Source organism: Streptomyces sp. NPDC088817 (genome assembly GCF_044750345.1).
Taxonomy (GTDB): domain Bacteria; phylum Actinomycetota; class Actinomycetes; order Streptomycetales; family Streptomycetaceae; genus Streptomyces.
In genome coordinates, this window is sequence record NZ_JBIVJN010000002.1 from 73,982 (window position 1) to 92,058 (window position 18,077).

The window sequence follows — 18,077 nt, forward strand, 5'->3', positions numbered from 1 at the left end:
GGCACTAGGCGGGCGGCGCGCCCCAGGTGCGGGCCCTCAGGGGCATCCCCGAGTCGCCGGACACGGGGGTCCGCACGGCCAGCACCTGGTTGACCCCGATGCGGTTGCGTTCGAAGGCGAGCGCGCAGGCCGCCATGTACAGGCGCCAGACACGGGCGCGTCCGGGGCTGGTGAGCCGCACCGCCCGGCCCCAGTCCGCCTCCAGGTTGGCCACCCAGCGGCGCAGGGTGAGCGCGTAGTGCTCGCGGATCGACTCCACGTCGCGGACCTCGAAGCCGGCCCGCTCCAACTGGGTGACGGTGGTGCCGACGGGGGCGAGCTCGCCGTCCGGAAAGACGTAGGCGTCGATGAACTCGTCCACGTGGTAGGCCGTTTCGTCCCGCTGCGGCCGGCGGCCGATCTGGTGGTTGAGCAGCCGTCCACCGGGCTTCAGCAGGGCGTGCAGATCGCGCGCGTACGCCAGGTAGGAGACGGCGCCGACGTGTTCGGCCATGCCGATGGAGGAGATCGCGTCGTAGGGGCCGTCGTCCACGTCCCGGTAGTCCTGGATCCGGATCTCCACCCGGTCGGTGAGCCCCTCGTCGGCGACGCGCTTGCGGGCGTACGCCGCCTGCTCCTGGGACAGGGTGACGCCGACGACGCCCACGCCGTGCTCGCGGGCCGCGTGGACGGCCATGGACCCCCAGCCGCAGCCGACGTCGAGCAGGCGCTGACCGGGCTTCAGGTCCAGCTTGCGCGAGATCAGTTCGAGCTTGTCGTGCTGGGCCTGTTCCAGGGTGGCGACGGGTTCGGGGGCCGGCCAGTAGGCGCAGGAGTACACCATGGAGGGGCCGAGGACGAGCTCGTAGAAGTCGTTGCCGACGTCGTAGTGGTGGCTGATGGCGCGCCTGTCGCTGTGCCTGGTGTGCAGGTGGCCGCGGCGCCTGCGGACCTCCTCGCGGGGCGGGGCGGGCGGCAGCGGCGGGCCGCCCAGCCTCACCAGGCCGCGGACGGCGGCGCGGGCCTGCGGGTCGCGCAGCGTCCCGGCGAGGCCGCGGGCGTTCTCGCCGCGCTCCCAGATCAGGCCCGAGAGCCGTTCCAGGACGGTGTAGAGGTCGCCCTCGACGGTCAGGTCGCCGGCCACCCAGGCGCGGGCCAGGCCCAGTTCGCCCGGCTTGAACAGCAGCCGACGCAGGGCCCGGCGGTTGCGTACGACGAGCGTCGGCGCGTCCGGCGGCCCCGCCTCGGAACCGTCCCAGGCACGGACGCGCACGGGAAGCGGGGTTCCCACCAGTTGTTCGAGGAGTCGTGTGAGCCGCAGCGCGGCATCGGGCATGGTGCACACCTCCATGACGACGAACGCCGGAATGTCATCCACCACGTAAACACCGGGACGCACCGGGCGCAGTCCCGCAACGGAGTTACGACTGGGCAAACACCACCGTTCCACCGCAACGGCTCCGCGTCACGGCGGACGGAACGCCGAAGGACCTCCCGCACCACGGATGGCGGGAGGTCCTTCGGTTCGTGCGTCGGACCGGCGGGCCGCAGGGCCCGGAGGCCCGGGTCAGGAGGCCCGGGTCAGGAGGCCTTGGCCTTCTCCTCGGTCTTGCCCGCGGCGGCGGGCACCGGCGCCGGCTTGGCGGCCTCGTAGAACTCCTCGCGGGGGTTCTCCATGGCGCCGAGGGAGACGACCTCGCGCTTGAGGAACATGCCGAGGGTCCAGTCGGCGAAGATGCGGATCTTCCGGTTCCAGGTCGGCATGGCCATACCGTGGTAGCCGCGGTGCATGTACCAGGCGAGGCGTCCCTTGAGCTTGATCTTCATCTTGCCCATGACGATCATGGCGACGCCCTTGTGCAGGCCGAGACCCGCGACCGCGCCCTTGTTGGCGTGCTCGTAGTCCTTCTGCGGGAAGCCCCGCATCCGGGAGATCACGTTGTCGCCGAGGGCCTTGGCCTGACGCAGCGCGTGCTGGGCGTTCGGCGGGCACCAGGCGTTCTCGTTGCCCGCGCGGCGGCCGACGAGGTCGGGCACCTGCGCGTTGTCACCGGCGGCCCAGATGTAGTCCGTGCCCTGCACCTGGAGGGTGGGCGCGCAGTCGACGTGGCCGCGCGGGCCGAGCGGCAGACCGAAGCGGGACAGCACAGGGTTGGGCTTGACGCCCGCGGTCCACACGATGGTGCTGGAGTCGACCTCGAGGCCGTTCTTGAGCACCACGTGGCCGTCGACGCAGGACTCCATGGACGTGGAGAGGTAGACCTCCACACCGCGGCCCTCGAGGTGCTCCCTGCCGTACTGGCCGAGCTTGGGGCCGACCTCGGGGAGGATCTTGTCGGCGGCGTCGACGAGGATGAAGCGCATGTCCTCGCGGGACACGTTGTTGTAGTACTTGGCCGCGTCCCGGGCCATGTCCTCGACCTCGCCGATGGTCTCGGCGCCGGCGAAGCCACCGCCGATGAAGACGAAGGTGAGCGCCTTGCGGCGGATCTCCTCGTCCGTGGTGGAGTCGGCCTTGTCGAGCTGCTCCAGGACGTGGTTGCGCAGTCCGATGGACTCCTCGATGCCCTTCATGCCGATGCCCTGCTCGGCGAGGCCCGGGATCGGGAAGGTGCGGGACACCGCGCCCATCGCGATGACCAGGTAGTCGAAGGGCAGCTCGTACGCCTCGCCGACCAGCGGGGCGACCGTGGCGACCTTGCGGTCCTGGTCGATGGTGGTGACCCGGCCGGTGAGGACCTCCGCCTTGGGCAGCACGCGTCGCAGCGGGACGACGACGTGCCGGGGCGAGATGCTGCCGGCTGCGGCTTCGGGGAGGAAGGGCTGGTAGGTCATGTACGACCGGGGGTCGACGACCGTGACGGTCGCCTCTCCGTAGCGCATCTTCTTGAGGATGCGCCGAGCTGCGTACAGGCCTACGTACCCACCGCCTACTACGAGGATCCTGGGACGCTCCGTGGTGCTCATGGCATCGAGTATCCCCCTGCCCCAGGGGGGTCGCTCGTGCGCCCCTTCACAAGGTTGGACAGCCCCTGTGCTAAACTCCGCGCCCCCGTTCTGCGGGGTCCGGCGGCGGCAGGCGGCCGCCGTCCGGTTCGGACCGTTGTCAAGACCGCGTGAGCTGCTCATCTGGCCGAAGAAGGTCCCCCGCCGAGGGGCCACGCGGCCCTTCCGGAACCACTTCCCGACGCTCACCCGAGCACCGTTTTCCTCCTGCTGAGACCCCGAAAAGGCCCCCGGAGGCCCTTTCGGCCCTTGACGCGGCCGAATTCCTTGTGAAGAACTTCACGAAGTTTTCCTGGGGGAGCGTCACCGAGGGGCGCCGAACGGGTCCCCGGGTGCGCTCACACGGTATTGGGACTGCTCAACCGCAGGCTACCGGCCAGTAGAACCGGGGGTGGACGAGCCTACGCCACGGACCAGGCGATGCCATCGAGCATCGCTCACGAACGCGACTCCCGAACCGGGTCGCGTGTACACGCGAGCGCGTACACTACTCTCATGACTGAGAACACCGTGACCGTACGGGAAGCCCGCGCGCACCTCGCCGACCACATCAACCGGGCGGAGGAAGGCGTCCCGACCGTCATCACGCGCAACGGCGCTCCGGTGGCAGCCGTAGTCCCGATCGCGGACTTCGAAGCGCTGGAGGAAGCGGCCGACGTCATGCTGGCGCGCGAAGCCGAAGCGGTCCTGGCCGAGGACGGTCCCACAGTGACGATGGCGGAACTGCTGGCAGACCTGTTCACCGAGCAGGACGGCGAGGCGGCGTGAAGTACGCCTTCCGATTCACCACGGCGGCACAGCGGCAGCTCCGGGCCGTCAGCCGGCCCGACGCCATGCGCATCCTGACCGCGCTGACCGCACTCGGTGACGACCCGTACCGCGAGGACGCCGACGTCAAGAAGCTCACCGGCCCGTCCGGGCTCTACCGGCTCCGGGTCGGAAGCTACCGGGTCGCCTACCAGATCAACGATGGTGAACTCGTCATCCTCGTCGTCAAGGTGGGCGACCGCCGGGACGTGTACCGCAACCTGTAGGCGGTCAGGCCAAAGACCATCCGATGCCGTCGAGGATGTCGTGCTCGCTGACGACGACCTCCTTCGCGTCGATCCGCTCCATGACGGCCAGCAGGACCAGCGCGCCCGCGCCGATGACGTCGACACGGCCCGGGTGCATGGAGGGGATGGCCGCGCGCTCGGCGTGCGTGGAGCGCAGCAGTCGGTCGCTGATCTCGCGGACACGCTCGCGGGAGACGCGGGAGTGGTGGATGGCCGCCGAGTCGTAGCCGGGCAGCTCCTGGGCGATCGCCGACACCGTCGTCACCGAGCCGGCCAGGCCCACCAGGGTGCGCGCCTCGCGCAGCGGGACCGTCTCCTCGGCGAGGTCGAGCGCGGCCTCGATGTCGGCGCGTACGGCGGCGATCTGCTCCTCGGTCGGCGGGTCGGTGACCACCCCGTCCCGCACCAGGTGACGTTCCGTCATGCGGACGCAGCCCACGTCCACCGAGCGCGCCGCGCGGACGTGGTCGTCGCCCACGACGAACTCCGTCGAGCCGCCGCCGATGTCGACCACCAGGAAGGGCCGGGCGAGGTCCGTACGGCCCGTCAGCTCCTTCGTCGCGCCGGTGAAGGAGAACTCCGCCTCCTGGTCACCGGAGATCACCTCGGGCTCGACGCCGAGGATGTCCATCACCCCGCGCACGAACTCGTCCCGGTTCTCGGCGTCCCGGGAGGCGGAGGTGGCCACGAAGCGCAGCCGTTCGGCGCCGTGCTCCTTGACGGCCGCGGCGTACTCCCGGCAGGCCGCGAAGGTCCGCTCCAGCGCCTCGGGGGCGAGCCGGCCGGTGCGGTCCACGCCCTGGCCGAGCCGCACGATGGTCATGCGCCGGTCCAGCTCGCGCAGTTCGCCCGTCGCCGGGTCGGCGTCCGCGACCAGCAGACGGATGGAGTTCGTACCGCAGTCGACGGCGGCGACCCGGGTCATGCGCCGTCCTCCTCGGTCTCCAGGGGCTTGACGCCGAACCAGCCGCTCTCGGAGGTCTCGGTCTGCCACCCCTCGCCGGACGGCGGCCCCGCGGGCGCCACGCACGGGCCCTTGCGCCACCACTCGGGCAGCATCGCGATCGCCTCGTCGCCGAGCGGGTTCACCCCCGGTCCGGCGGCGAGCGAGTGGGCGACCAGGACGTGCAGGCACTTCACCCGGTCCGGCATGCCGCCCGCGCTGGGGAAGCCCGTCAGCTCCTCGATCTCGTCGCGGCGCCGGATGTAGTCCTCGTGCGCGGCCCGGTACGCGGCCGCGAGCTCCGGGTCGGTGGCCAGCCGCTCCGTCATCTCCTTCATCACGCCCTCGGCCTCCAGCGTGCCGATGGCGGAGGCGGCGCGCGGGCACGTCAGGTAGTACAGCGTGGGGAAGGGCGTGCCGTCGGGCAGCCGCGGTGCCGTCTCCACGACGTCTGGCTGACCGCAGGGGCAGCGGTGCGCGATCGCGCGCAGCCCGCGCGGCGGCCGCCCGAGCTGCTGCTTGAAGGCCTCGACGTCCGCCTCGGTGGGCTCGGTGCGCTCAGTGGGCGGCGGTGGGGTTTCCATGCCTTGCGTACATCTCTCTGTCAGTTCACTGGTCGGAGGCGTCGGACTTGTCGACTCCGTCCCAGACGTTGGCGTACCAGGGGCGGCGGGCCGTCCCCCGCTCGGCGCGGGACCGCTCGGCCGGGCCCGGTTCGACCACGGCGTAGCCGGTCTCCCCGGGCTTCACGTAGTGCAGCCGCCGCCGGATCTGCTGTTCGGCGTAGGCGTCGTCCTGCCAGCGTGCCTTGAGGTCGCGCAGTTGTTCCACCCGCTGCTGGGCCTGCCGCTTCTGGCGTTGCAGGTCGGCGATGTCGGCGCGCTGGGAGACGTACTGCCGCATCGGGTACGCGAGGGCGACCACCATCGAGCACAGCACCAGCGCGAGCAGCGCCGCGCGGCCGGTGAGGCGGGAGCGGCGGGCCTGGCGCCGGGTCTGCGAACGGTAGACGCGGGCCGCGGTCTGCTCACCGAGCAACCTGATCCTGGTCGTGGTGGAGAACCGGTCCCGGTCCTTGACGGCCATCGTCCCGCCTCCCGTTCGTGCCCGCGCACATACGTGCGTACGTCCCCGGACACGGTACGGGACCGGGTACGGGGACGTACGTGCGACGGGCGAAGCCGTACGCTGTGCGGCTCAGCCGCCGTGGCGGCCGAGCCCTTGTCGTGCCTACTGGTGCGCGGAGCGGAACCGCGGGAAGGCCGAGCGGCCCGCGTACACCGCGGCGTCGTCGAGGATCTCCTCGATGCGCAGCAGCTGGTTGTACTTGGCGACGCGCTCGGAGCGGGCCGGGGCGCCGGTCTTGATCTGGCCGCAGTTGGTGGCGACGGCCAGGTCGGCGATGGTGACGTCCTCGGTCTCACCGGAGCGGTGGGACATCATGCACTTGAAGCCGTTGCGCTGGGCCAGCTCGACGGCGTCCAGGGTCTCCGTGAGCGAACCGATCTGGTTCACCTTCACGAGCAGCGCGTTGGCGGCGCCCTCCTCGATGCCGCGGGCGAGGCGCTCGGGGTTGGTGACGAACAGGTCGTCGCCGACGAGCTGGACCTTGTCGCCGAGCTTGTCGGTGATGACCTTCCAGCCGGCCCAGTCGTCCTCGAACAGCGGGTCCTCGATGGAGACGAGCGGGTAGGCGGCCACCAGCTCCTCGTAGTACTCGGTCATCTCCGCCGCGGAGCGGTCCTTGCCCTCGAAGAGGTACTTGCCGTCCTTGTAGAACTCGGAGGCGGCGACGTCGAGCGCGAGGGCGATCTGCTCGCCGGGCGCGTAGCCGGCTTCCTTGATCGCTTCGAGGATGAGGTCGAGGGCCTCGCGGTTGGAGCCGAGGTTCGGGGCGAAGCCGCCCTCGTCGCCGAGGCCGGTGGACAGGCCCTTGCTCTTCAGGACCTTCTTCAGGGTGTGGTAGACCTCGGTGCCCCAGCGCAGGGCCTCGGAGAAGGACTCCGCGCCGATCGGGGCGATCATGAACTCCTGGATGTCCACGTTGGAGTCGGCGTGCGAGCCGCCGTTCAGGATGTTCATCATCGGCACCGGAAGCAGGTGCGCGTTCGGACCGCCCAGGTAGCGGAAGAGGGGGAGGTCCGAGGCCTCGGAGGCGGCGTGGGCGACGGCGAGGGAGACGCCGAGGATGGCGTTGGCGCCGAGCGAGCCCTTGTTGTCGGTGGCGTCCAGGTCGAACATGGCCTGGTCGATCAGACGCTGCTCGGTGGCGTCGTAGCCGACGAGCTCCGGGCCGATCTGCTCGATCACGGCGAGGACGGCCTTCTCGACGCCCTTGCCCTGGTAGCGGTTGGGGTCGCCGTCACGGAGCTCGACGGCCTCGAAGGCACCGGTGGAGGCGCCGGAGGGGACGGCGGCACGACCGGTGCTGCCGTCGTCGAGGCCGACCTCGACCTCGACCGTGGGGTTGCCTCGGGAGTCCAGGATTTCCCGGGCTACGACGACGTCGATGGACGGCACGAGCATCTCCTTCTGGGATGTGACGCTGAAAGTGCGGGGCGTGAGCCTTGCGACTAGAGCCTAACCGTCCCGGGGCGGCGACCGGCCGACCGACCGCCTCGTGGACAGGGTGACGGTACCCATTGTTCCCGCTCGGAACAAAGGGGAGGGGAATCTTCGGGAACAGGCCGGCGTGCGGGAGACGAAAAAAGCCCCGCCCCGGCACGTAGGGGGGAACGCGCCGGGGCGGGGTGCCCGTGGAGGGCGGGGACGGGCCGTTACTTCAGGTGGAGCTGCTGGCCCGGGTAGATGAGGTCGGCGTTGTCGACGATGTCCTTGTTCAGCTCGAACAGCTTCTGCCAGCCGCCCTGGACGCCGTGACGGGCGGCGATGGAGCTGAGGGTGTCGCCGGAGACCACCTTGTACTCGCCGTCGCCCTTCTCGACCTTCTTGCCGGTCGGCGTGGTGACGGTCCCGCTCGGGGCCGGACGCGTCGCGGAGCGGTTGGCGGCCTGCCGCTCGGTCGAGCGGGTGGTGGTGCTCTTGGCGGAGTCGCCACCCGACGACGAGGCCGCCGAGGACGGGGAGGACGAGGAGGAGGACGACGCGGGGGCGCTGCCGGTGTAGGCGGCGCCGGACAGGCCCTTGCCGCAGACCGGCCAGGCGCCCTTGCCCTGGCCCGCGAGGACCTTCTCGGCGACGGCTATCTGCTCCGACTTGGAGGCCAGGTCGGCGCGCGACGCGTAGGCGGTGCCGCCGTAGCCGGCCCAGGTGGAGCTGGTGAACTGGAGGCCGCCGTAGAAGCCGTTGCCCGTGTTGATGGACCAGTTGCCACCGGACTCGCACTGCGCGACCGCGTCCCACTGGGAGGCGGTGGCTGCGGAGGCGTCGCCGACCGCCATCAGCGGGGCGGCGACCGCGGCGCCGGCGACACCGGCGAGCGCGACGACACGGGTGGCCTTGGACGTACGGCGGTGCTTGCCCTTGCTGGAGAACAGCATGGAAGGATCCCCTCACCGACGCCTGCGAGGTGAGCTGTCGGGTTCGGGCCGGTTGAGTTGCCCGGCCGCGCCTCGTACACGAGGCGCGGCTCCACCCCTAGCCGCTCCGGCCAACTGCCCGGCGCGGCGCCTACCTTGGGTCCCCCGCTCCTGCCCACGGCGCTTGACGCGACGACTGTTCCCGTGCGGCCGCTGGCAGGATTCGGCGTTGCGGCAGCCGGGGCTCGTGGTGACGAGCGGTCACGACCGTAGGCACGCGCTCCGCCGAATTCCAAAGACGATCAGGGCTTCTGAGACTCATCCCACACTTTCCCCGAAAGGGACATTCAGGGCGAAGCGTGACGCGAACTCCCGCTACTTTTGGGGCGTTTCGGTAGGGACATTCAGGGTCTGACCGGCGGAGACGTGGTTCGGGTCGGACCCGATCGCGCCCTTGTTCGCGGCGTACAGCGCGTCCCATCCGCCGGGCACGCCAAGGGAGTCGGCGATGGACTCGAGGGAGTCGCCGGCGCGAACGGTGTAGGAGTCGGCGGTGCGTGCGGCGTGACGGCCGGCGGAGGCGGCCGTGTGGTTGTCGACCAGGTTCTCGACGGCACTGCCGCCGCGGTGCCGTCCGCCGCCCAGCGCCCCGGTGTCGACCAGGGCCGAACTGCCGCCGACCTGCCAGGACTTGTCCGTGTCGCCCGAGTCCGGCGCGACCGAGGGCGAGGTGGCGGGCGACTGGGACCCGCTCGCGGCGACATCGGGGGATGTGTCGGACTTGCCCGGCCCGGTCTTCTTGCCGGGCGCGGACGGCGAGGGCGAGGACGTGTCGGGGGACGCGCTCGGGGAGTCGGAGGAGTCGGCCGAACCGGGGTCGGTGTCCGACGAGCCGGCCGAGCCGGAGGAGTCGGCCGGCGTCTGTGACGAGTTCGACAGACCGAGTTCGTCCGTGAGGGACTTTCCGGAGGAGTTGGAGGATCCGGACGTGTCACCCACGCCGGTGTCGACCTTCGCCGCCTCGGACTTCTCGCCGAGACCGGAGACCAGACCGCACGTCGGCCAGGCGCCGGGGCCCTTGTCGGCGAGCACCTTCTCGGCCACGGCTATCTGCTGGGACCGGCTCGCCTGGTCGGCGCTCAGCGCGTAGTCGAGGCCGCCGTGCTTCTCCCAGTCGTCCTGCGTCATCTGCAGGCCGCCGTAGTAGCCGTTGCCGGCGTTGGAGCTCCAGGCGCCGCCGCTCTCGCACTTGGCCACCTTGTCCCAGGTGTTGCCGTCGGCCGCACTGGCGGCGCCGGCGGCCATCAGCGGGATGGCGATGGCGGATCCGGTCACTCCAGCGGCGACGAGGAGGGCCGGAGCCTGACGGGGCCGACGGTGACGACCGTTCCCGGAGAGCATACGGAGACCTTTCGTGCGACAACGCTGACCCGCGTGACGGCCGCGACTCGGCGCCACGCTGATGGGTGAAAGTAGCCGCTGACGCTCTCTTGTTACAAGTTCATGCCGCACAGATCACGTGAAGATCACACAGCTGAGACTGTGTCATCTTCGGGGCCGTCAGTGGGTAGGGGTGATGCGGCGGCAGGCGCCTTTTCCGGCCTTGTCCGGCTTCCCTCCGACTTACCGACCGGGGGTGAACCGCACCGGAAGCGTCCGCAGTCCGCGCATGATGAGCCCACCCCGCCAGCGCAAGTCGGCTGGATCCGCGTCCAGTTGGAGATCGGGAAGCCGGGTGAGGAGGGTGGCGAGCGCGGTCTGGCCCTCCAGCCGGGCAAGCGGCGCGCCGAGGCAGTAGTGGATGCCGTGTCCGTAGCCGAGGTGTTGATTGTCACGTCGCCCGAGATCGAGGACGTCGGGGTCGTCGAACCTCTCCGGGTCCCGGTCGGCGGCGGCGAGGACGACGAGGACCGGGTCGCCGGGGGCGATGTCCTGCCCGCCGAGGGTGAGCGGCTCGGTGGCGTAGCGCCAGGTGGCCATTTCCACCGGTCCGTCGTAGCGCAGGAGTTCCTCCAGCCCCGTCTCCAGCGGACCGCCGTCCCCCTCGGCGAGGGACCGCTGGAGCCGGTCCCGCTGCTCGGGGTGGGTGAGCAGGGCGAAGGTGCCGTTGCCGATGAGGTTGACGGTGGTCTCGAAGCCGGCGAACAGGAGGATGAAGGCCATGGCGGCGGCCTCGTTCTCGGTGAGGTGCTCGCCGTGGTCGGAGGCGCGGATGAGAGCGGAGATGAGGTCCTCGCCGGGGCCGGGTTCGGCCGGCAGCGCCTCGCGCTTGCGGTGGATGAGGTCCGCGAGATAGGCGCGCATCATCTTCACCGAGCGGGCCACTCCGCCGCGGGGCCCCTTGCCGGGGCGCCGGGGGTCCGGGGGCCCGCCCCCGGGCAGATGCAGCATCATGCCCGCCCAGTCCCGGAAGTCGTCCTGGTCCTCGCGGGGGACCCCGAGCAGGTCGCAGATGGCGTAGATGGGCAGCGGGAAGGCGAACTCGTGGATGAGGTCGGCTGTGCCGCGTCCCGCGAACCCGTCGATGAGTCCGTCGGCCAGCTCCTGCACCCGCGGGGCGAACTCCGCGACACGGCGCGGGGTGAACGCCTTGCTGACCAGCCGGCGCAGCCGGGTGTGGTCCGGCGGGTCGATGTTCAGCAGGTGGGTCATCAGCTCGGCCTTGCGCTCGCCGGGGATGCCGGTCCTGCCCTTGGCGTGCGCGGGCTCGGCGTGGTGCGCCGGGTTCTTGCTCAGCCGCTGGTCGGCCAGGGCCTGCCGGGCGTCGGCGTACCGGGTGACCAGCCAGGCCTCGACCCCGCTGGGGAGGCGGGTCCTGTGCACGGGGGCGTGCTCGCGCAGCCAGGCGTAGGCCGGGTAGGGGTCGCTCGCGAACTCCCAGGTGAACAGGGTGGGTGGCTGGTCGTGCATGGGGCCGACCCTAGCGCCGGGGCGTCCGCGCGGCGCAGTCGCGTGCCGCGCGGCCGCTCAGGGCCTCAGCTGCTCTCCGTCTTTATGATCACGTCCCGGTACGCGCGCGCCGCCGCGCGCAGGGCCGCCTCCGGGTCGACGCCCGCCGCCTCGGCGCGGGCGGCCAGGGCCAGCAGTTCGTACCCGAAGCCCTCTCCCGCCGGGAGGGGGACGTCCAGGCCCGCCGTGCGGACCCGGGAGGCCAGCTTGGCGGCGAGGGCGAGGCCGGGCTGGCCGAGGGGGACGCCCTCGGTGACGGAGGTGCGCCGCTTCTCCTCGGCCTTGGTGCGCAGCCAGTGCGCCTTGACCTCCTCCGGGGTGTCGGCGGTCTCGTCGCCGAAGACGTGCGGGTGGCGGTGGATCAGCTTGGCGACGATGGTGCCGGCCACGTCGTCGATGGAGAACGGCTCCTCGGGGTCCTCCTCGGCGATACGGGCGTGGAAGACCACCTGGAGCAGGACGTCGCCCAGTTCCTCGCGCAGTTCCTCGCGGTCGCCGTCCTCGATCGCCTCGACCAGCTCGTACGCCTCCTCGATGCCGTACTTGGCCAGGCCCTTGTGGGTCTGCCGGGACGACCAGGGGCACTCGGCGCGGATGCGGTCCATGACCTGGACGAGGTCGAGCAGGCGGGCGCCGGGCAGGTCGTAGGAGGCGGGCAGCAGTTCCAGCTCCGGCATGTGCACACGGCCGGATCCGGCCAGGCGGGCCAGTCCGTCGGTCAGGGCGGGCTCGCCCTCGCCGGTGGCCACGACGACGACCGTACGACCGCCGGCGCACGCGTCCACCAGCTCCTCCGCGCTCGGCGCCGCCTCGTCCACGGCTGTGCCTGCCTCCCGCAGATACGGCAGCTGCGGATGGGTACCGTCCGCGCACAGCACCCGGTCGGCCGCCCGCAGCGCCTGCCAGGCCGGCCAGGACAGCAGGCCGGGGGCGACCCGGTGGCTGGTCGTGAGCAGGACGATCCGGCCCGGGGCCGCTGCGGAGGTGGTCGCGCTGGTGGTGTTCACGCTCCGAACGTAACGCACGCGGCCGAGGTCACCCCGAGTTGTCCACAGGCCGGGGGCCGTCCCCCGGCCCGGTTGTCCACAGGCCCGGCCGCCCGGCACCCGACCGCCCGGCGACCGTCCGCCGTCCGCCGTCCGCTCAGGTCGACTGCTGCGCCTGGGACGCCGAGACGTCCCGCAGCCACGGCGTTTTCGCCTTCACGAGGGTGCTCTTCTCCACGTCCCAGGTGCCGTAGCGCGGGTTCAGGTCGACGTGGAGGTCGGCGGAGGCCTCGGACAGCGCCTTCCAGAAGGCCGGCTGGCCGGCGTCGGTGTGCAGGTGGGTCGCGAGCTTCTGCGCCTTCACCTGGAGGCGGAGGTTGTCGTCGAGACGCTGCGGCGGCACCCCGTACCGCTGGAGCCAGGCGTCCTCGAGCGCCTTGGCGCCGCCCGCCTGCTGTTCGAGACCGGTGCGCAGCCGCTGGACCTCGCTGCGGCTGACGGTGAGGCCGGCGTTCCGGGCGGCGCGGTCGAGGACCTGGTCGAGCACCATCTGGTGCAGCGTGTCCCGGGCGAGCGTGCCGGTCGAGGCGACGGCCTGCTGGTACTGCGCCTCGTCGGTCACCGCGGCCCGCTGCGCCTCGCGCACCTCGCTCACCCGGCTCTGCAACTGTCCGAAAGTGATCCGCTGGCCGCCGACCACGGCCGCCGCGCCCGGATGCGCGTCGCTTCCACAGGCGGTGAGCAGGGGTGCTGCCGCGAGGAGCGCGGCGGACAGGACGAGCGCGGTGCGACGGCGGCGGTGCAAGGAAACCTCCCGTGGTGGAGATTGCTTCGACAGGTGCGGCGCGCAGCGCCTCCACCAGGGGTGGTGGTCGGGCGACGGGCGGGCGCACAAAGTCTTGCGGTGATCGATAGTAGGCAGCGGCCGGGCTCCGGCCAACCCATTCGACCAACGATTCACCACGACTTCGGGCACCGTCGCACAGGGGGAGGACCCACATGGCGTCCGGCGAGGGGGAAAACCGTCAGCCGGTGATGGCGACCGGAGCGTCCCACCAGTCGCGGTCGACGGTGATGGTGACGCCGCCGCGCGTCTCCTTGCTGTTGACCATGTACTGGTGGGCGCGGCTGTGGTCGGTGAACTGGGTGGCGCCCCAGGGCCAGTCGGTGGTGGTGGTCTCCTTGCCGTCCCACAGGGCGTACCAGAGGTTGCCCGGCAGGTCGGTCTTGTTGGTCGCGGTGGCGATGGCCTTGGCGCTGGAGCTGGTGAAGCCGTAGTAGCCGGCGCGGTAGGTCTTGTCGCGCAGCACCTTGTCGAAGGCGCGGACGTAGGTGAGCACGGCGTCGTTGCACGCCTTGTCCGTGATGTCGTACGGCTCCATGTCGAGGTAGACCGGGCTGCCCGCCTTCATGCCGAGCGCCGAGGCCTTGGCCACCGCGTCGTTGGCGTCGGCGGTGCCGAGGGAGGCGGCGGTGGCGGCGGTGAGCCGCTCGGGGTTGGCGCTCTTCTGGCACGGCGGCTGGGCCCCGACGTACAGCGGGATGAGCTTCCAGCCCTGGGCGCTGACGGACTTCACCCAGGAGGCGGTGAGGTTGGGCTGGGCGCAGCCGCGGTTCTTGCCGCCGATGTAGACGGCGGCGGCGCCGTAGTACTTGTCGGTGCGCCAGGCGTTCATGGCGCTCAGCGAGGGCGCCGTGCAGGTGTCGAAGGCCCGGCCGGTGAAGGTCTTCTGGGCGGGCCAGGCGGTGGCCGCCATGGACGTCTGGGCCGCGATCCCGGCGCCGGCGACGACGACGGCCCCGGCCGCCGCCCATGTGATGTACCTGCGCTTCTTCGATTGCCGGTGCTCGGCCATCCCCACCCCTGTTGTCGTGTACGCGCATGTTGCGCGTGTGCGGAGGCACGCTAGCCGACCAAACCCCGCGGCCCGAAAAGCGATCGCCTCGTAGGGCACAAGAATCACACAAGACGCCGTAAAAACATGCGTGTTGTCGATGACCGCAACCGGTCCGGCCTCCTCGGACGTCGTAGGGTCCGCTGCCACGCCTCTGTGGCCCACGCCCGAGAAAGCACCACGCATGCATTTCGCGTTCCGCGCCGCCCGTGTCCTCGCCCTGGCCACGCTTCCCCTGACCCTGACGGCCTGCGGCTCGTCGGACTCCTCCGGTTCGTCCAAGTCCGCCGGCCACGCGTCCTCGGCGTCCCCCGACGACCCCAACGCCGGTCTGCTCACGGGCGCCCAGCTGAAGAAGGCACTCGCCCCGGCGTCGTTCTTCGCCTCCGGCTTCGCCGTGGACCCGAGCGGGGCCAGGGACTCCGGCGACACCTACACGCCCCCGTCGACCGCCCCGGCGGCCAAGCCGAAGTGCGACCGGCTCGGCGGCACCGCCTGGATCGACATCACCGGCATCACCGGCGTGTCCTTCGCGCAGAACGACTACGTCAGCAAGAACACCTCCGAGGACATCGGCCAGGAGATCGACGCCTACCGCGGCGAGACCGCGGCGCGCGTCATGGATGCCCTGGAGAAGGCGGTCACGGCCTGCACGAGCTTCACGGACTCGCAGACCCACTCGAAGGTCAAGGTCACCGGACGGGCCACGCCCGGCCTGGGCGACGGGGCCTACACGATCACCCTGACGGACTCCGCCTGGGAGAACGGCACGACCCTCATCGCGGCCCGGGTCGGCACGAACGTCGTCAGCGTCATGTCGACGGACGGCCACGACGACGGGGCGGCGACGGCGAAGAAGCTGACGAAGCGGATCGTCACGGCCTTGAAGCAGACTTCCTGACGGTGGCCGTCCACGCCGCCCGGTGGCCTAACCTTTCCTGCGACGGCTCCGTCCCCGGGTGGCGGAGCGCTTGGGGGTGGAGATGGACAAGCGGCTGGAGGCCGGCTGGTTCCAGCGGATCGTCTGGTCCGTCCTGGTCTGGGGTTCACTGGGCCTGCTGGCGTGGGTGCCGTTCCTGTACGTGGCGATCCGCCGCGGACGCGGCTCGGACTGGGGCGCGTTCGCCGCCTTCGTCGTGTACGAGTGCACCATGACACCGGGACTGTTCCTCGTGCCCGACGACAGCGACGCCTCCGCGGTGCTCGGCATCGTGATCATCCTGTGCCTGATGGCGGCGACGGGGATGCTGCTGTTCGCCATGTTCGACCCGCGAACGCCCCAGGCCATGGCGGCGGCCGGGTACGGGGCGGCCCCGTCCGCGCCCACGGCGCAGCAGGGCCCGTACGGCTACCCGTACGGACGCTGAACCGCACCCGCGTACGCCTGCTCGGCCCCGCCGCTCAGCCGCGCACCTGGCCCAGCCACTGCAGGGTGCGCTGGATCTCGGCCGGGAAGGGATGCGCGGGGCCGTGCCGGCGCTCCGCGTCGTGCAGCAGGCGCAGCAGGGTGTCGTGGGCGGCGGTACGGTCGCCCAGGGCGAGCAGCAGGTGCCCGATCCGGCGGCGGATCTCGAAGGGCAGGTCGGGGTCCGCGGCCGTGTACGGGTTCTCCGCGAGCCGGTTCTCGAAGTAGGGCAGCAGGGCCCGGTACTCGGCGAGCGCCGCGGCCGGTTCGCCGAGCTGTTCGAGGCACTGCGCCGCGTCGTGGCGGAACCGGAGGGACTGCGGGTCGGCGGGGCCCGCCTCGGTGGCCCGTTCGTCGGCGAGGCGCCGCAGTTCGGGCAGGGCGCGCCGGTACTGGCCGTCGTCCATCAGCGTGGCCGCGTACTGCTTGCGCAGGGTGCGCACCACCGGGGAGTGCTCACCGTGCTGGGCCGCGGCCGCCGGGAGGATCGCGCCGAGGACGTCGACGGCCTGGGTGACGCGGCCCTCGCCGAGCAGCCGCTTCACCTCGTCGACGGCGGTGGCGATGTCGTGGAGGCCGCCGGACCCGGCGGTGGACGGTTCGGGGCGGGGCGCGGGGCGCGGCGCCGGAGTGACGCCGCGGTCCGGCCAGGGGGCGTGCGGGCGCAGGAACGGGCGGGTGGGATCGAGCGGCCCGCCGCTGTGCGGGCCGCGCGGAGGCAGCAGCGGCAGCAGGTCCTCGTACACCGCCTGGGCACTGGCCGGTCGGTGCTGGGGGTCCTTGGCGAGCAGCCGCAGTACGAGGGATTCGAGGACTTCGGGGACCTCGGGGCGCAGCCGGCGCACGGGCACCGGCGGCTCGTGGAGGTGGCGGTGCAGCACGCCGACCGCGGTGGAGGCGGCGAACGGGACGTTCCCGCTGAGGAGTTCGTGCAGCACCACGCCGAGCGCGTACAGGTCGGTGTAGGGGCCGACGGCGCCGCCCATGGCCTGTTCGGGGGCCATGTAGGCGGGGCTGCCGACGGGTGAGCCGGTGCGGGTGAGACGGGTGGTCTCGGTGTTGAGGACGGAGGCGACGCCGAGGTCGAGGACGGTGACGGTGCCGTCCGGCTTCACCATCACGTTCCTCGGTTTGAGGTCGCGGTGGACGATCGGTACGGCGTGCACGGCCGAGAGCACGGCGCACATCTGGGCGGCGACGGCGACCGCCCACGGCCAGGGGTACGGCTCGTTCTCGGCGAGGTGGTCGCCGAGGTCCGCGCCGTCGACGTACTGCATGACGAGGTACAGGTTCTCGGCCTCGCTGCCCGCGTCGTGCACGGTGACCAGGCCGGGGTGGTCGACCCGCGCGGTGACGCGGCACTCGCGGACGAAGCGGCGGCGCAGGTCGGTGGCGTCCTGGCTGTGGGATCCCGCGACCTTGTCGGGGCGCACGAGTTTGACGGCGACGCGGCGGTCGAGCCGCTGGTCGTAGGCCGTCCACACCTGGCCCATGCCGCCTTGTCCGATGAGCGTGGACAGTTCGTAGCGTCCGGCGATGACGCGTGCGGTCACCGGCCGTCCTCCGGGCCCCAGCTCGTGGTGAACCCGATGTCACCGCCGTCGGCGGCTCCGCCCGGCCCGGACCGTCCGCCGTGACCCCGGCCCCCGTGACCGGTCTGCCCGCCCTGGCCTGGTCCGGTGTCCTGGCCGCGCAGGAAGTCGCTCAGCTCGTCCAGTTCGGCGCGGACCTGGTCGATCCGGGCGGGTGCGGGACGCTGCGGCTGCCCGGGCGCCGCGTCGGGCGTGGGCGCCGGGTTCGGCGCGGGCGGGTAGGCGGCGGGCCGCGGCGGCGCGTACGGGCCCGGCTGCGGCGGGGAGTACGGCGCGAGCTGCGGCACGCCGTACGGGGCGGGCGGCGGACCGTAGCTCTGCGGGGCGGGGGACGGCGGGTAGCCGTACGCCACGGTGGCGGCCATGGGACCGGATGCGAACCGGCCGGTCAGGGGGGCCTCGTGGTGGCGGAGGTCCCGGTACAGGAAGTAGCCGACGCTGCCGAACGCGGACAGCAGGAACAGCGCTGCGCCGACGTCGCTGTGCCAGGTCTGCGGGTCGCCCTCCTCGCCGGTGCCGCCGAGGCCGATGAACACACAGGCCGTGAACAGGACGACGAGCGACAGGACGAACAGGACCCAGTCGCGCCGGGCTCGGGTCATGCAGGCGACGCGCAGCATCGTGCCCCAGGCCAGGAAGCCGACGCTCAGCACCGAGAGGGCCACGAACAGCACCCTGAGTCCGACCACCAGCGCGGTCGAGGGACGCGGAGGCTGCGGCGGCGCGTAGCCGGGGCCGTGCATGACTGCTCCTAGTGGCGAAGCCCCGGTGGGGCGCCTGCGGGGACG

18 protein-coding genes and 1 riboswitch are annotated in these 18,077 nt (G+C 71.7%); of the genes, 4 read left to right on the forward strand and 14 right to left on the reverse strand.

Going from position 1 to position 18,077, the window contains the following annotated elements; translation table 11 throughout:
• Positions 1–4: 4 nt before the first annotated feature.
• Together ACIP4X_RS03955 and ACIP4X_RS03960 are read right to left on the reverse strand one after the other, a co-directional pair.
• A complete protein-coding gene (locus ACIP4X_RS03955) occupies positions 5–1,315 on the reverse strand; it encodes a cyclopropane-fatty-acyl-phospholipid synthase family protein (protein WP_358734964.1) in 1,311 nt (436 codons plus the stop codon).
• Between the two features lie 245 nt (positions 1,316–1,560).
• Positions 1,561–2,946, reverse strand: coding sequence for an NAD(P)/FAD-dependent oxidoreductase (locus ACIP4X_RS03960; protein WP_358734878.1), 1,386 nt, complete (start codon positions 2,944–2,946; stop codon positions 1,561–1,563).
• A 534-nt stretch (positions 2,947–3,480) separates the two neighbouring features.
• Between ACIP4X_RS03960 and ACIP4X_RS03965 the strand changes: the two genes are divergently transcribed.
• On the forward strand, positions 3,481–3,753 hold the full coding sequence (locus ACIP4X_RS03965) for a type II toxin-antitoxin system Phd/YefM family antitoxin (protein ID WP_358734880.1): 273 nt from the start codon (positions 3,481–3,483) through the stop codon (positions 3,751–3,753).
• Positions 3,750–4,019 carry a type II toxin-antitoxin system RelE/ParE family toxin gene (locus ACIP4X_RS03970; protein ID WP_210875125.1) on the forward strand — a complete coding sequence of 90 codons (270 nt, stop codon included), beginning with the start codon at positions 3,750–3,752 and terminating at the stop codon, positions 4,017–4,019. The genes ACIP4X_RS03965 and ACIP4X_RS03970 overlap by 4 nt, the downstream gene beginning before the upstream one ends.
• 4 nt (positions 4,020–4,023) lie before the next feature.
• On the opposite strand, the gene ACIP4X_RS03975 is transcribed toward ACIP4X_RS03970, so the two are convergent.
• The 10 genes from ACIP4X_RS03975 to ACIP4X_RS04020 all read right to left on the reverse strand — a co-directional run bounded on the left by ACIP4X_RS03975 (position 4,024) and on the right by ACIP4X_RS04020 (position 14,253).
• Positions 4,024–4,965, reverse strand: coding sequence for a Ppx/GppA phosphatase family protein (locus tag ACIP4X_RS03975; protein ID WP_358734882.1), 942 nt, complete (start codon positions 4,963–4,965; stop codon positions 4,024–4,026).
• Positions 4,962–5,567, reverse strand: coding sequence for a DUF501 domain-containing protein (locus ACIP4X_RS03980; RefSeq protein ID WP_358734884.1), 606 nt, complete (start codon positions 5,565–5,567; stop codon positions 4,962–4,964). Before ACIP4X_RS03980 ends, ACIP4X_RS03975 begins: the two co-directional genes overlap by 4 nt.
• A gap of 25 nt (positions 5,568–5,592) precedes the next feature.
• Positions 5,593–6,069 (reverse strand): septum formation initiator family protein, encoded by a 477-nt coding sequence (locus tag ACIP4X_RS03985; RefSeq protein ID WP_358734886.1) that lies wholly within the window; start codon positions 6,067–6,069, stop codon positions 5,593–5,595.
• A gap of 144 nt (positions 6,070–6,213) precedes the next feature.
• Positions 6,214–7,509 (reverse strand): phosphopyruvate hydratase, encoded by a 1,296-nt coding sequence (gene eno, locus ACIP4X_RS03990; protein WP_358734888.1) that lies wholly within the window; start codon positions 7,507–7,509, stop codon positions 6,214–6,216.
• Positions 7,510–7,760: 251 nt separating this feature from the next.
• On the reverse strand, positions 7,761–8,483 hold the full coding sequence (locus tag ACIP4X_RS03995) for a transglycosylase family protein (protein WP_391453926.1): 723 nt from the start codon (positions 8,481–8,483) through the stop codon (positions 7,761–7,763).
• 4 nt (positions 8,484–8,487) lie between these two features.
• Positions 8,488–8,655: riboswitch (cyclic di-AMP (ydaO/yuaA leader) on the reverse strand.
• A 182-nt stretch (positions 8,656–8,837) separates the two neighbouring features.
• Positions 8,838–9,863 (reverse strand): transglycosylase family protein, encoded by a 1,026-nt coding sequence (locus ACIP4X_RS04000; protein ID WP_391453928.1) that lies wholly within the window; start codon positions 9,861–9,863, stop codon positions 8,838–8,840.
• A gap of 222 nt (positions 9,864–10,085) precedes the next feature.
• Positions 10,086–11,372, reverse strand: coding sequence for a cytochrome P450 (locus ACIP4X_RS04005; RefSeq protein ID WP_358734893.1), 1,287 nt, complete (start codon positions 11,370–11,372; stop codon positions 10,086–10,088).
• A 65-nt stretch (positions 11,373–11,437) separates the two neighbouring features.
• Positions 11,438–12,418 (reverse strand): nucleoside triphosphate pyrophosphohydrolase, encoded by a 981-nt coding sequence (locus ACIP4X_RS04010; protein ID WP_358734895.1) that lies wholly within the window; start codon positions 12,416–12,418, stop codon positions 11,438–11,440.
• Positions 12,419–12,554: 136 nt separating this feature from the next.
• Entirely contained in the window at positions 12,555–13,202 is a 648-nt protein-coding gene (locus ACIP4X_RS04015; RefSeq protein WP_358734897.1) for a SurA N-terminal domain-containing protein, read from the reverse strand.
• Between the two features lie 220 nt (positions 13,203–13,422).
• The gene (locus ACIP4X_RS04020; protein WP_326802773.1) at positions 13,423–14,253 is read right to left on the reverse strand and encodes a glycoside hydrolase domain-containing protein; all 831 of its coding nucleotides are present in this window, start codon (positions 14,251–14,253) and stop codon (positions 13,423–13,425) included.
• A gap of 223 nt (positions 14,254–14,476) precedes the next feature.
• On the opposite strand from ACIP4X_RS04020, the gene ACIP4X_RS04025 reads away from it, so the two are divergent.
• Together ACIP4X_RS04025 and ACIP4X_RS04030 are read left to right on the forward strand one after the other, a co-directional pair.
• The gene (locus ACIP4X_RS04025; protein WP_358734901.1) at positions 14,477–15,193 is read left to right on the forward strand and encodes a hypothetical protein; all 717 of its coding nucleotides are present in this window, start codon (positions 14,477–14,479) and stop codon (positions 15,191–15,193) included.
• A gap of 58 nt (positions 15,194–15,251) precedes the next feature.
• On the forward strand, positions 15,252–15,659 hold the full coding sequence (locus ACIP4X_RS04030) for a hypothetical protein (protein WP_358734903.1): 408 nt from the start codon (positions 15,252–15,254) through the stop codon (positions 15,657–15,659).
• A gap of 34 nt (positions 15,660–15,693) precedes the next feature.
• On the opposite strand, the gene ACIP4X_RS04035 is transcribed toward ACIP4X_RS04030, so the two are convergent.
• Both ACIP4X_RS04035 and ACIP4X_RS04040 read right to left on the reverse strand, forming a co-directional pair.
• Positions 15,694–17,250 (reverse strand): protein kinase domain-containing protein, encoded by a 1,557-nt coding sequence (locus tag ACIP4X_RS04035; RefSeq protein WP_391453932.1) that lies wholly within the window; start codon positions 17,248–17,250, stop codon positions 15,694–15,696.
• Positions 17,247–18,032 carry a hypothetical protein gene (locus ACIP4X_RS04040; RefSeq protein WP_391453934.1) on the reverse strand — a complete coding sequence of 262 codons (786 nt, stop codon included), beginning with the start codon at positions 18,030–18,032 and terminating at the stop codon, positions 17,247–17,249. The genes ACIP4X_RS04035 and ACIP4X_RS04040 overlap by 4 nt, the downstream gene beginning before the upstream one ends.
• Positions 18,033–18,077: the final 45 nt, after the last annotated feature.

What these genes read in the sequence shown, in the direction of transcription:
- ACIP4X_RS03955 (WP_358734964.1), bottom strand. Translation starts at nt 1,315, where the DNA reads ATGCCCGATGCCGCGCTGCGGCTCACACGACTCCTCGAACAACTGGTG.
- ACIP4X_RS03960 (WP_358734878.1), bottom strand. Translation starts at nt 2,946, where the DNA reads ATGAGCACCACGGAGCGTCCCAGGATCCTCGTAGTAGGCGGTGGGTAC.
- ACIP4X_RS03965 (WP_358734880.1), top strand. Translation starts at nt 3,481, where the DNA reads ATGACTGAGAACACCGTGACCGTACGGGAAGCCCGCGCGCACCTCGCC.
- ACIP4X_RS03975 (WP_358734882.1), bottom strand. Translation starts at nt 4,965, where the DNA reads ATGACCCGGGTCGCCGCCGTCGACTGCGGTACGAACTCCATCCGTCTG.
- ACIP4X_RS03980 (WP_358734884.1), bottom strand. Translation starts at nt 5,567, where the DNA reads ATGGAAACCCCACCGCCGCCCACTGAGCGCACCGAGCCCACCGAGGCG.
- ACIP4X_RS03985 (WP_358734886.1), bottom strand. Translation starts at nt 6,069, where the DNA reads ATGGCCGTCAAGGACCGGGACCGGTTCTCCACCACGACCAGGATCAGG.
- eno (WP_358734888.1), bottom strand. Translation starts at nt 7,509, where the DNA reads ATGCTCGTGCCGTCCATCGACGTCGTCGTAGCCCGGGAAATCCTGGAC.
- ACIP4X_RS03995 (WP_391453926.1), bottom strand. Translation starts at nt 8,483, where the DNA reads ATGCTGTTCTCCAGCAAGGGCAAGCACCGCCGTACGTCCAAGGCCACC.
- ACIP4X_RS04000 (WP_391453928.1), bottom strand. Translation starts at nt 9,863, where the DNA reads ATGCTCTCCGGGAACGGTCGTCACCGTCGGCCCCGTCAGGCTCCGGCC.
- ACIP4X_RS04005 (WP_358734893.1), bottom strand. Translation starts at nt 11,372, where the DNA reads ATGCACGACCAGCCACCCACCCTGTTCACCTGGGAGTTCGCGAGCGAC.
- ACIP4X_RS04020 (WP_326802773.1), bottom strand. Translation starts at nt 14,253, where the DNA reads ATGGCCGAGCACCGGCAATCGAAGAAGCGCAGGTACATCACATGGGCG.
- ACIP4X_RS04025 (WP_358734901.1), top strand. Translation starts at nt 14,477, where the DNA reads ATGCATTTCGCGTTCCGCGCCGCCCGTGTCCTCGCCCTGGCCACGCTT.
- ACIP4X_RS04040 (WP_391453934.1), bottom strand. Translation starts at nt 18,032, where the DNA reads ATGCACGGCCCCGGCTACGCGCCGCCGCAGCCTCCGCGTCCCTCGACC.